This window comes from Methanosphaerula palustris E1-9c, assembly GCF_000021965.1.
GTDB lineage: Archaea > Halobacteriota > Methanomicrobia > Methanomicrobiales > Methanospirillaceae > Methanosphaerula > Methanosphaerula palustris.
This window is the reverse complement of the sequence record NC_011832.1, coordinates 942,380-955,212: the sequence shown is the minus strand read 5'-3', so window position 1 is coordinate 955,212 and position 12,833 is coordinate 942,380. Positions and strand designations below refer to the sequence as shown.

Here is a 12,833-nt window from a genome sequence, read left to right as displayed (position 1 = left end):
AGACACGTGCAGTAGAAATCAGTATTTCCTCTGATATCTGGTGACACCTAATTCGGACAATTTTCCTATGTGTACTCTTATACTTGTAGGCTTTATTCATGACCGCCGTGCTGATAAATTGTTTTGCTGATTCCACACTCTTGCCCCCGAATCCTTGTGAAGTGATTTACTTGGTTAGTCAGAATTAGAAACAATATATTTTCTGGTTGTCTTGCTGTCCTGCGATAAACCGACGTACAGATCGCGCGATGCGCCCAGTCCACTAAACAAACATACAACGGCAACCCCGATCAGCATTATAAGCGGCAGTGTCCAATTGTTTGTCGAATCATACAGAAACCCTAAAAGCATAGGACCAAAAGCGGCAAGTAGGTAACCTATAGATTGTGCCATACCGGACAACCTCGCCGCTTCATCCGCATTTCTCGTACGGAGGCTGAAAAACATCATGGAAAGGCTGAAAGTAAATCCGCCGCCGATGCCCAATATAATAATCCATAGGAATGCAAATCCCGATCCCCCGAACAGCAGCCCGAAAAATCCTACCAAGACGCAGAGAGAACCAATGATAACCAGGGAACGCTGATTGGCCTTACGTCCCGCAAGGACAGAACCCACAAACGTAATAGGGATCAACGCCAGTTGCATGAGAGAAAGCATCCATCCCGCTTTACCCGAATCCATGCCCTGATGAATTAAAATATCCGGCAGCCATGCAACCATACAATAAAACACTAAGGACTGTAAGCCCATATATATCGTTACCTGCCACGCCAAAGGCGATTTCCACAAATTTACCTTTTCAACTACTTCTCCCTTAACAACTTCTATTTTTTCGATTTCCTCTTGGATGTCTTCTTTATCCGTTTCGATCTCAATATCGGCCGTTTCCTCGATGATGGTCATTTCGTGTTTTCTGCGTTTAATTTGAGGTATCCAAAGGATAATGGATAGGAAAGTAAGTGCAGCCCAAATGCTTAAAGCTCCGGCCCATCCCAATCCCATTCCTGCAATAGGGATACTGATACCCGATGCCAACGCTGCAAATACATTCATGGAAACAGAATAAATGCCCGTCATTACCCCAACCCGTTCGGGGAATTCCCCCTTGATCAAACTGGGTATCAGTACATTGCCGACAGAGATAGACAACCCTAGAATCGCTGTTCCGAGAAAGAGTCCAAATACTCCAGATAATGAGCGTAATATAATTCCGAACATCAGGAAGATCAGCGACCAAAGCAGCACCAATTTCGTTCCGAACCGACGCGCTAACTTTGGCGCGAAAGGTGAAAATACGGCAAAAGCAAATAACGGAAGGGTTGTGATCATACCCGCTAATGTGTTTGAAATATGCAAGCTGCCACGAATCAGATCAACTAAGGAACCAACCGATGTTAAAGGTGCCCGTAAATTCGCCGCAATAAATACAATTCCGATAATCAGCATTAGTGATGTAGATTTTGATGGCTTTAAAGAAACGTTCTTTTCGTGATTGTTGTTGAGTTGCTTCAAGTATATCACCTTGTCAACGCGAAAAATTTACTCGTTCAGCATAAGGCTTAGCGACTCCTTTGCATCGTTCAAATATTTATTGACACAATCCAAAGCCAATTGTTGATCTCCCGAATGGATAGCTTGAAAAAGATCGATATGAATTTCATTTTCAACATGGACCGTATTTTTAATGCGCATAATTTCGTTGATGGAATTTTGTAAAGCATCGGTGATATGTTCATAAAGCTCAATGAACATTCCATTATGCGTAGCTTTCACAACGGATTTATGAAAAGCAATATCCATCTTAACGAATTGGAATAAATCGTTGTTTTCAGACGCTTGCTTACACTGATCAAGGCAACACTGAATCTGTTCCAGATCCTCCGCAGTCCTTCGTTCAGCGGCAAGCTGGGCTGCCTCACGCTCAAATCCCAAACGGACTTCTAAAGTTTCCAAAAGATCGCTCTTTTTAATTTTCCGTTCCAGCACAACGCCTAAGTCACTGTCTGACTTTACGGTAGTGCCGATACCCTGCCGAGTTTCTAGCAGTCCGGCATGGACTAAAGACTGGATTGCCTCTCGCAGCGTGTTTCTGCTGACCTCAAACTGGCCCATCAATTCCGGCTCAGCGGGAATCTTTTTTCCGACTTGCCACTGGCCGCTTTCAATCATCTGTTCCATCTGCTCCGCCACTTGTCCGACAAGGGTGGAACGGCTTGCTTTTTGAATCGCCATCTATCAATTACTCCTTTCTAAACATAGGATGATTGGATAATATGATTATACTACCATATATATTTTGACTTTGTCGAGTTAACTCAAAATTTTTATCCAACGCTCGAAGTCAGTATTAATCGCTACGGTTTTGCCCGAAGAAAAATCCGCAAGCAGGGCAAGTGTATAGACACTTGCGTGTTTTGTGGATTTTCCCTTGCGGGCAAACCATAAAACTGGTTGTTCAGTACTTAGCTAATTTTGCTCCGTGTCTTTTTCATTCATCAGCGTTCCAAGTCTCCTTCAGTTATACTGGGTTTCTGAGGGCAGGAATTTTTATCACGACCTTTAAGATTAATCGTACGGCCTCCCAGACAAACAACTTGAACTGATCAAATCTGAACGCGCCTATCTCAATGGTTCCAGGACCTTGTTTCACGGGTGAGAATCGTGTCCAAAGCACCGCTATCCAGAGATTCTTGAGCAGAAACGAGATGATAGCGAAGAGATATCGGATCACCGGATTGCGGGTTGATGTCCTGGGTTTGACCTGATTACGCTTCCGGTACGACGACTCGATCACAAACCTGGATCAGTAGGTTTTATGAATATCCGCTGGGGATCCCAGGATATGCCATGTACCACATACCCAAGGTTCTCGACCCCATGTTTCCCTCATTTTCCGTTTGCATACTTCACGTTTATCGCAATGTTCAGATGAAGCGAGGGTTTTCCACGCATAATATACTCTTCAAACCGTGATTTTGTTCCGTTCAGGAGTTGTTTCATCGCTCGACTGTGTTTTCGGACTGGGATGATGAATGGGATCTGAACGGTTGTCAGGAAGTCGATTACCTTTCGTGCGTAGAATTCCCGATCCAGACAGAGTGCCCGAATTTTCAGACCCGCTGTCGTGATTGCATCCAGACAGCGGGCGATATATGCGACCTTGGATGTACCCCGTGTCACAGGGTAGACCGCCAGGGTAACCTGGCGGTCCTGGGTGATTGCATAGACCGTAACGTAGGAATAGAACTCGTTCGTTGATTTCTTGAGCCGACTTCGGATGACGTATCCCTCATTCTCGGGTGAAACCGTCCCATAATATGGATCATTGGTGTAATCAATGGCGAACGTGTATGCCTTTCCAGGCATAAGGACCGAGGAGATCGAATGAGTTAGAATCGCCGAATTTGTGACTTCGAGGTCATCCATGTGGAGTTTGGAAAGATGATACCGAAGTGAGGTTTCACACGGACTCTTCTCCAGAAGCGAACTGATCGAATGGATTGACTGTCGCTCCATGGCTATCCCAACGAGTGTACGAAAGATAGTAGTTTGGGTCAGGGATCCCTGAATCAGAATATTCACCTGACGGTTCAGAGCCGCTACAGCCAGATCGCAACATTCTTTCGGATGAATGTAAGAAACATCAGTACAGGGTCTACTCCCGGTTTGTGAGACCATAAAGGGCAGCCAGAAAAGTGTATATATATATTCCTATTTTGTTGAATTATTTATGATCAAAGGTATATTTTCCTATTTTGTTGAATTATTTATGATCAAAAGTACATTTGGATGCCTTACAAAATTAGCGAACTACTGAGTCTTGGGAACACACCGATCAATGATTGAACCGATACCCAATTTTTCATAGATCCTAGCAACAATTCTAAGATGGTCCAGAGATCCTCGTGCGGTGAAGATCGGTGTTGAAACGGCGGCTATTCTTGAGTTATTTTTGATTCTAAATATAATGATCTTTCTGTTTGACCATCTATTGTTGAAGTGGGATAAAAATTACTGCGGAAAGACAGATACAACATAGCAAAATGGATTAGGATTTATATACCTGAAATCCATTTAAATCAAGTTGATTAATAATATCATTTATTTTGTCAATTTCAGAAAGAACTGAAGGGGCATCATCAGTATTCTTTTGAATAAGGATATCTGCAATCCATGTCAGCTCCTCCCTTGATGGATCCTCTGTTGACAGATTCTTTGAAATATTTAAAAAATATGTATCAAAGGATCTAATCCTATGAGCATCTTTTCCAGAATACATCATGTCAGATATTATATCAATCATTCTATGCGAAAGAATGTTATCTTTCAAACCCGAAAGAAAAAAATCGCAAATAAAGGAATTTTCTCTGGTTTTAAATTGAGATATGGAATTTAATATTATTGTTTGATTAATTTGATAATTATTTTTCTTATTGTAGTGCTTATCTTGAATTAAATAATTTAACAATTTTAATATTTCTTTAAAAATGACAATTCTTCTAGATATGTCCAGATCACTCCATTTTAAATAGTACCTATTTGGAAATGTCAATGCAGATAGAGTTCTTTTAGGTTTATTTTCAACTATTAAATTCCATAATTCGGCTGATGACTTTATTAACTTATTTATTAAGTTTGGACGTTTGAAATATCCACGTTGTCTATCAACAAACATTTTTTCTACTTCATTCAGATTTAAATTAGGAATTTCCTTCTTGATTAATTTGTTTAGATGAAGTTCTCGATGTATTAAATTTAAGAATATTTCAGCATCTATATGATGTTCAAGTTGTACATCCAGAGGCAGAGCGGATGGACCAATTTTCGTTAAACTGTTTAAATTACTCATTTCAACAATTGCCTGAATTGAACGAGCACCATGATAATAATTGGATGAACTAATAAATGCACGTTCAACACATTGATCAATTGAAAGGATACCGTTAATAATCAAATCTGGCCTAACCTTTTTAATAACAGAACGAAGTAATATCCCTCGTCTAATTTTGTATAAATATTCATCTTCTCCGGTTTTATTACAACCGATTATATTTATATGACCTTTTAATCTACTTAAGAAATCTGACAATTTTAGATCTTTATTTTTTGATTTTCGCACAACTGAAATAAATTCCTCATAACTTTTGTAGATTCCCCCTGCAAAAACAAAAATACTTCTTCCTATGGGATGAAAATTTTCTCCATCGAAAAATAATCCATCTTGCATTGGGGCTAAAAAAAACCTTAACCAACCTAGATTATTATTATTCACTTTACAATCAAATTCATCGAAAAATATTACAGGTATTTTATTTTTAAGACAAACATCTCTAATTATATGAAAGACAGTTGTTAACTGTTCATTTCTTGTAAACTGTGATAAATTGAATGTTTTAAAATCAATTTTATCATTATCTAAACTCTCAATTATTTTTTCAATTGAAAATGACTTTCCTGACCCCGGAGGACCAAAAACTGTTATTGAAAGAGGATTTTTTATATTCTCTGAATCTACATACTCAGATATAATATTTCTTATACTTTGATAACTTTCAATTTCACTTCGATCGACAGAAATTAAACCTCCTTTTTCATAAATTGGAAAAAGTGATTCTTCGTTTATAGTATTGTTCTCGCTGAATTTTTCAATACCCATATCAACGATTTTGTATGCAATTTCTCCAAATGATTTTTGCGAAGATATTGCCCTTCTATTTTTTTCAAGAATTGTCCATGTACCTTTTTGTTCATCTAAAATATCCCCTGGAATTTTAAATGAGGAGAATTTAAAAGATACATCTTGTTTTACTATATTCATCTCCTCTTTACTTAAACAAAAATCTCCAGATTCACATGGTTTTGTTGATAATACAAATTCATCAGCGATTCGAGTGGGTTTATCATCTCTTCCATACCCCCAAAACCACATTCTCCTTGAAAATCCTAAACCATCGCGGATTCCATTTTTGAATTTATTTAAAATCTCCATTTCTCTATTTTTATTTTTATTATTATTTTCATCATCATAAAAATGAATTAATTCATTTATATCATCAATAAATGAATCTATAAAACCAGCACAAAATGCGCTAGAAATCCCCTGAACATTACCAACATGTTTTTCAATGAATTCATCCTCTAAACAGTAAGGATCAAAAAATAAATATGACTCTAATTCTTCACCCTTTTTTATAATGACAAGTGCCCCTTCTAATCCAATTCTGATTATTATTATCTTAGAATAATTCATTATTGAATCAAAGACTGGGTTATTTTTCATTTGATCAAACAATTCTTCTGTAGTTTTCTCCCAAGATAATCTATAAGAAATATTTGCACCGCAAGCACGAAGATCTCTTGCATTTAAAAAGGTTACAACATTTTTTCCATTTAATAAGGATTTATATCCATCATCAATTTTCCCATCATCAATTTTCCCATCGTCACTTTTTGATAATTTTAATATGGTATTATAGGATAATTTCCAAAAAACAATTATGTTGTCAAATTTGAGGGAATTTAATAAATTAAAAATTTTAGAATCCGAAGCAAAAGAATATCCAAGATCGTCAATAAATAAATATCTAGCAGATTCAGAGTTCAAATCTTTCAAGTCTTTATATTGATTAAATCCTTCATCTCCATTCCCAAATTTTTGTTTATCTTCATTTGAAGTATCATTATCAGATTTCTTAGCTGCAATTCCTAGAAATTTCTCTCCACGATATTCTTCAAATTCTACAATGTGATTAAGTTGTTTTAAATTTTTACATGAAAATTTTTGACTATATTTCTTTGTTATTTCTCGAGAAATATAGTGTTCAGTACTCCCCAGGCAATAACTGTTATATTTTCTGTCAGGATTTGAAGTCGAGGGATTAAGATAATCCAATAATTTAGGAATTATATCTACTCCACCATCATCAGAAACATGTGTATATTGTTCATGAATGCCCAAATTGTTTTTTATCAAATTATTCTCATATTTATCACAATAGAATAATTCATTTTTAACTTTTTCGCCGGCAAACAGTATATTAAACTCTTTCAAAACCATACGAATAAATAAAGATTTAGATTATAATAAATAATCGATTTTTAAGGTCAATTTTTAACCAGAAATGTGCCATACCTACTGTAATTTCAACGAGCCCAGTATCCTCGCCTGATTATCCCTTCTCCATTGCCAAATCTTTCTGCCAGTCATGCACTCTTAATTCACGTCCATGAGGAGGTACCTATATTTTTGAGGAGTGACTCATCGTTGAGGAACGCACCTTCTATTTTGGTTCCACGTTTCAATTCCTCATTGACCCCATCCCATGACATTGGTAGTCCCATTCCTTTTGTGATGCTGTTTAGGGAATGCCATGTAGTTCAGGAATCCTGGAAAGTATCGTTCGATAGTGTTGGCAGTTCTCTGGTAATTTTGTGAATTCTGTGAATCGGCAAACATCTGGAGTTTCTGTTCGAATCCATATACTTCCCTGAGTTGTTTAGTAGCCTCCCGTTGGTTTTTTTTAGGAATATTCCTCAAAACTGCATGGGTTGCATGCACATCAGGAATTTATCTTGATACTCCCAAGATACCGTAGACACTGCCGTTTGGATTCCCTGATGACAATCAGATATGACCAGTTGTACGCTATTCAATCCTCGTTCTTTCATCTCATAGAAGAGCCCGGACCAGAAACTATCATTTTCACATGGCAGTAATCCGGGCTCCCAGGATCTCTCGATTTCCATTCTCCTAAACCCCGACTGTCACCAGAGGGGCATTAAAGCCAAAACACCTCTTTCATTAGAGAATATACTCCCTCCGAGTTTTTGTGTGATCTCTCTGACCTGATTCGGGACCCTTCATAAACCTTTTTTCGTCGTAAATATAATTGATTCGAAAGAATCAGGGGTTTACCAACTCGTTTCAGCCTTCGACCTTACGTGGATCGATCAATCTCACCGTCATCGAGCAACCGATACAGTGCCTTATGTTCATCCTCGGCCAGATCGACACCTTCAAGGAGATCATCCTCCATTGAGTTCTCGTTTTTATCATGAATGAGCCGTTTCTGATAGAAGAAATAGCCCATGTCGATGAGATGGATCCTTGTCCCATAATGGCTGGTATTTCGTCAAAAGAGGAGAACAAATGAGAAGTGTGTATCAATCAATGCTGTCTTATTCTTCTCTGACACAAACCCCTGCCGAGGATAAAGGTTTTGTCCGTAGTATCAATCTCATGCAGGGACCCAACGAGCGTAACAATATCCCAGACTGTGCCTGGCAGAGCATGGATAATCCTAAATTGATGTATAAAATGGCGAAACAACTCAAATTTTCTCACAAACAGTTTTGTGAACTGGTCGATTGTTCCATGAACGGAAAATCTTCAAGGAATTTTATCTTGCTGAAGGGATTATAAAACTCTGATTTTTAGATCTATCGAATACCTGGCACACATCCCCAAAACCGCCGGCCCCTCCCACCACTCGCCGGCATGGCCACCGTCCGCCGACGCACGAACAGGTCGTTGCCATGCGGTGAACGAAGAGGCGCTGCCGGCCGGCCGTGGCAGGGGAACGAGAGTCACGGGGAAGAAGCATGGCGAGCCGGTGCCACCTCCGGGAGGGAAGATATGTCCAGAGCTGCAGCCGGCTCCTGCTCCTGGTTGTTTGCTGCAGGAGAAGTTATTTGCTGCACGTTTCCTGCAGTTTGCTGCAGACTGCAGCAAACCGACGGAGCCGGTTCAGGGTCTAGATCTCCTATCCCGGCGATATCCTCCACATTCCGATCGTGTTTGCTGCAACTGTCAGGAACATGAGAGAGAGGGAGAGAGACGCCGGCACGATCGACCGATCGCCCTTCGTTCTCCGGATTTGCAGCAAACAACGATCCATCTTCCTGTACACATGATGATACTTCATCTGTTCCGTAAACAGAGGCAGGATTTGTGTTTTCGTTCTTTGCTGCAGATGCAGCAAACGTGCAGGAAACATGCAGCAAATGCAGCAAATCATCTTCACCGGAATCGGGGTTCTGGGTGATGTCTCCATCTTCAGATTGAGCCGGCCGGCCCCTCGCACGGCTCGCCGGCATGGCCACCGTCCGCCGACGCAAGGATCCGGTCGTTGCCATGCGGTGAAAGGAGAGGCACTGCCGGCCAGCCGTGTCAGGGAAGAGAGAGACACGGGGAAGAAGCATGGCGAGACAGTGCCGGGAATACTATGCCGTCACCATTCCGCCTGACTCCTGTACATATTTCAGGAGCCGGTCCTTGTTCCCATACAGGTTGGAGAACTGCTTCTCACAGACATCCGTGAACTTCGCAAGCGTCTTCCGATTGATCTCTTCCTGGTCCTCAAAGATACCAATAGACCGGAATTTCAGCCCCCATTTTTCAAACATGAGCAGGTTGATCGTTGCATTACTCACCCGGCTATCATTCGATAACGCGTACACAAGAATCGGCCCGGATTCACTTTCGATCATGAAATCCGCACTATATTTACTGTCAGGATCATGGATCGGATCATGCCAGTCAACATGAACATGCCCTTTTTGAATATGTTCCTGAACAAAATCATGTACATCATCCATGAATGTTGATCGGACACGCTCCCGTGACAGATAGGAGATATCAAAAATTTTGAGCAGCGCCTGAACGTAACTGTACAGGGCATCGCCAAACTGCTCATTGTTGATTGAAAGGATCAGTTCTCCATTGCGGTCCTCGACAGAGAATGCAGCGAGGGCATTTGAAATAATCTTCTGCCGGCTCCCGCTTCGAAGATCTTTCTCGTCCAGGTCGTAGGTGAGATGCATGAAAGTATGTCCCTCATCAGAGAGCACCCATCGCCCCTCCTCCAGTTTCAGAACGACAACGAGATGATCCCCATCCTCAAAAAGGAACGGAGTGAACACCCGGTACCGGTCGACACCTTCGGCCTCTACGCGAACCTGATCGCACACTTTCTGCCGGAAATTCTGTGTGATTGTCTGGACTGACATCAGTTCATCCCCCATTGTGAAAGGCTCCGGTCGTTCGTCGAATTCACAAACCCGCAGTCTTCCAACATACATTCGATCGCACCGTGATAATCTGCATACCGATTCGTCTCCTCAGCATAGGTATCTTCCCGATTGCCAGACTGCTGGTAGCGTTCGGTTGCAGTATGGACATGGAATCCATAGAAGGTTTTTTTCTCTATAGGATTCGTATGTTCATGACTTTTTCCATTATATCTGCGCAGACGGAACTGCTGGTTCGATCCTTTTGGGATGTACAGAAGAATTATTGAAAAATCCAGCTGGTTTAACTCGCTCTGCCGGTAGACAAGACGGAACAGTGATCCCTTCTCTCCGATTATTTCTCTTCCAAACTCTTTGTGTCCGTGTCTGGATTTTAACTTTGAATGAAGTAGGAAATCATCAGGTAATTCTTTCCGCTCAGCGAGCAACGATCCAATCATATCATCTGTCAGCTGGATCGTCATATTTTTTCATTAGTCTCCTGGTATAATAATTCTGTTCTTGATTTTATTTGGGTAATAATTCTCTATTTCTGATCCCAGTACCACAACCTAATTCCAGTCAACCATAGTTAGCCACAATAATCGTGTGTAACTATGGCTGACCATAGTTACACACGAAACTGAGATGGATAATCCAGTGAAGATGCAGGATCAAGAACCGGCCGGCCCCTCGCACGGCTCGCCGGCATGGTCACCGTCCGCCACCGCAAGGATCCGGTCGTTGTCATGCGGTGAACGAAGCGGCGCTGCCGGCCGGCCGATCCAGCGACGGAGGGCGACAGCCGACCCGTGCTTCCCGAGCATGACCGAGCGGCTCGAATACCTTCTCCGAAAAGCATTGACAGAGAAAGCTGGATCAGGATTCGGATCCCCTGCTACCGTGTCCCCAAGCAATACATACTGCCAGGATCAAATCACTTCATCTCTCTGTTACATGGTATTCGGCAAGGCACAATTTCAACAGTCTTGCCACGACTAAAAATCCTTAATACCCCAGAAACCAAGTGTCATGAATATACTCAGATACTCTTTCATCAGAGCATGATGAGGTTCCCAGGATGCCGCCCGCCATAACAAAAAAAATTGAACTCACGATCACATCCACAGGGGATACCAATTCTCCCATCCCTGCTTTACTCGTTGCAGAAAAATTCCAGAGCCTCCAGAATCTCCTCTATGTGGTCGGGGACTTTCTTGAAGGGAACAAATACCGTACCAGCGGAGATTTCCCTAAATCAGTTAAAGAGCGATTCACCCTCGTCGTCCGTGAACTAAAAATCGGAAGCGTCGGGGCAACGCTCGGGATCGCCGATTCTCAGCAGGGGCTTTTTCCACAAATCCCAACAAATGGGGAGAAGGCAATCGATCTTACAAACGAGATCGTCCATATCGCACAGTCTGATGATGATATCTCGAAAAAAATTGCAGAAAAAATACCAGATGAGCCGAGAGCACACCGTCTCATTCAGGAGATCGATCATCTCTGGCCGGATAATCGTTCTCCCTTCAGCATCCAGCTTGGTTTTGGCCAGCCCAGGTCCTTCCAACTCAACCCTTCACGCAAACCCGCTATCCAGCGGGCACTCCATAAAGTGCCAGAGGCAACTGAAAAAACAATTGTCGGCCGTCTGATCCAGATCAGGGTCGACAAGAAGCACGAATGCAGGATTGATACGCCAGAGGGTGAATTCACCTGCACATATACCCCGGAACTGGAAAAGTCGATGAAGCATTATGTCGGTACCATGGTTGGCATCATCGGACAGATGAAAAAGAACAATGGTATTGAAATTTCTTCAGAGAAGGCGATCGAACAGATCCCCCATCTCCCTCTTCAGGAAATTAATTTTAAAAATAGCCGGATTCATCTCAAAGAGCCGATAATCCTTGACGTTCAGTATGATCTGGATGAATATATCCTGTCCAACGAACCGTTCCACCTTCTTGCCACATCGTCATCTCTCAAACTGGGAATACAGGAGATTGAAGAAGAACTTACTGAACTCTGGAATGACTATGTGGAAGTCGACGCTGATACGCTCACGCAGGACGCATTTGAATTCCGTTTAATGCTAAAGTCATTTTTTGCACGGGAAGGCGATGTTGTTGGGAACGCGTAAAAACTACAACATCGCAAATTCCCTGCTTAAGAAAGGGTTTAAGGAAAAAAATACGTCTCATACCCACCTGATATTCTTCATTGATGGAAAGAAGACATCCATCTTCACATTCATCAGTCATGGGAAAAAAGAGATCAGCGATGAATTGATGCATAAAATGGCGAAACAACTCAAACTCTCCCACGAACAGTTTTGTGAACTGGTCGATTGTTCCATGAACGGGGAAACCCTCAGGGAATTTTATCTTGATGAAGGAATTGTAAAACTCTGATTTTTTGGCGCTTTCGAATACCAGGTACACATCCAAAACCGCCGGCCCCGAATCCCCCGGTACACGGTGGCGAAGAACGCCACCCCTCCTTCCACAACCCGGCCAGCCCCTCGCACGGCTCGCCGGCATAGCCACCATCCGCTAACGCACGATCCAGTCGTTGCCATCCGGTGAACAAAGAGGCCGGCTGGCCGTGGCAGGGGAACAAGACACGAGGAAGAAGCAGGGCAAGCCGGTGCTGGCACCACCGCGGATTCAAGAATTCGACCCCACACTCGTAGTGTTCCGGATACGGGCGCAACGCTCCAGTTATAGTTTGAGAGGGATAGTGCATACCCCCCAAGGGGGGGGCCGGTTTATGTCTCATTTATCCTGACCCCAATACCCCTTCCAGCCTTATCGTCCGGT

Annotated in this window: 12 protein-coding genes; 2 read left to right on the top strand and 10 right to left on the bottom strand. The window is 42.1% G+C overall.

The genetic code is table 11. The features are described from left to right. Positions 1 to 174: 174 nt before the first annotated feature. The 10 genes from MPAL_RS04615 to MPAL_RS16175 form a co-directional block, all read right to left on the bottom strand. Positions 175 to 1,515 (bottom strand): CynX/NimT family MFS transporter, encoded by a 1,341-nt coding sequence (locus MPAL_RS04615; protein ID WP_048145685.1) that lies wholly within the window; start codon positions 1,513 to 1,515, stop codon positions 175 to 177. 27 nt (positions 1,516 to 1,542) lie between these two features. Further along, on the bottom strand, positions 1,543 to 2,235 hold the full coding sequence (locus MPAL_RS04610) for a FadR/GntR family transcriptional regulator (protein WP_012617594.1): 693 nt from the start codon (positions 2,233 to 2,235) through the stop codon (positions 1,543 to 1,545). A gap of 654 nt (positions 2,236 to 2,889) precedes the next feature. Next, positions 2,890 to 3,429, bottom strand: a complete 540-nt coding sequence (locus MPAL_RS14265; RefSeq protein ID WP_052292193.1) for a hypothetical protein — start codon at positions 3,427 to 3,429, stop codon at positions 2,890 to 2,892. A 622-nt stretch (positions 3,430 to 4,051) separates the two neighbouring features. Next, complete coding sequence (locus tag MPAL_RS04600) at positions 4,052 to 7,060, bottom strand: ATP-binding protein (protein WP_012617593.1); 3,009 nt, start codon at positions 7,058 to 7,060, stop codon at positions 4,052 to 4,054. 249 nt (positions 7,061 to 7,309) lie between these two features. Further along, a complete protein-coding gene (locus MPAL_RS17480; protein WP_158303631.1) occupies positions 7,310 to 7,561 on the bottom strand; it encodes a transposase in 252 nt (83 codons plus the stop codon). Continuing rightward, on the bottom strand, positions 7,537 to 7,749 hold the full coding sequence (locus MPAL_RS17475) for a transposase (RefSeq protein ID WP_052292191.1): 213 nt from the start codon (positions 7,747 to 7,749) through the stop codon (positions 7,537 to 7,539). The genes MPAL_RS17480 and MPAL_RS17475 overlap by 25 nt, the downstream gene beginning before the upstream one ends. An 840-nt stretch (positions 7,750 to 8,589) precedes the next feature. After that, the gene (locus MPAL_RS15715; protein ID WP_148208141.1) at positions 8,590 to 8,892 is read right to left on the bottom strand and encodes a hypothetical protein; all 303 of its coding nucleotides are present in this window, start codon (positions 8,890 to 8,892) and stop codon (positions 8,590 to 8,592) included. Between the two features lie 333 nt (positions 8,893 to 9,225). Next, positions 9,226 to 10,011 (bottom strand): DUF1828 domain-containing protein, encoded by a 786-nt coding sequence (locus MPAL_RS04580; protein WP_048145683.1) that lies wholly within the window; start codon positions 10,009 to 10,011, stop codon positions 9,226 to 9,228. Then, complete coding sequence (locus MPAL_RS04575; protein ID WP_012617588.1) at positions 10,011 to 10,496, bottom strand: hypothetical protein; 486 nt, start codon at positions 10,494 to 10,496, stop codon at positions 10,011 to 10,013. The genes MPAL_RS04580 and MPAL_RS04575 overlap by 1 nt, the downstream gene beginning before the upstream one ends. A gap of 189 nt (positions 10,497 to 10,685) precedes the next feature. Beyond that, positions 10,686 to 10,838 (bottom strand): hypothetical protein, encoded by a 153-nt coding sequence (locus MPAL_RS16175; protein ID WP_012617587.1) that lies wholly within the window; start codon positions 10,836 to 10,838, stop codon positions 10,686 to 10,688. 254 nt (positions 10,839 to 11,092) lie between these two features. On the opposite strand from MPAL_RS16175, the gene MPAL_RS04570 reads away from it, so the two are divergent. Both MPAL_RS04570 and MPAL_RS04565 read left to right on the top strand, forming a co-directional pair. Next, the gene (locus tag MPAL_RS04570) at positions 11,093 to 12,154 is read left to right on the top strand and encodes a hypothetical protein (protein ID WP_012617586.1); all 1,062 of its coding nucleotides are present in this window, start codon (positions 11,093 to 11,095) and stop codon (positions 12,152 to 12,154) included. Beyond that, the gene (locus tag MPAL_RS04565; RefSeq protein WP_148208140.1) at positions 12,141 to 12,425 is read left to right on the top strand and encodes a type II toxin-antitoxin system HicA family toxin; all 285 of its coding nucleotides are present in this window, start codon (positions 12,141 to 12,143) and stop codon (positions 12,423 to 12,425) included. The genes MPAL_RS04570 and MPAL_RS04565 overlap by 14 nt, the downstream gene beginning before the upstream one ends. The last annotated feature ends 408 nt before the right edge of the window (positions 12,426 to 12,833 follow it).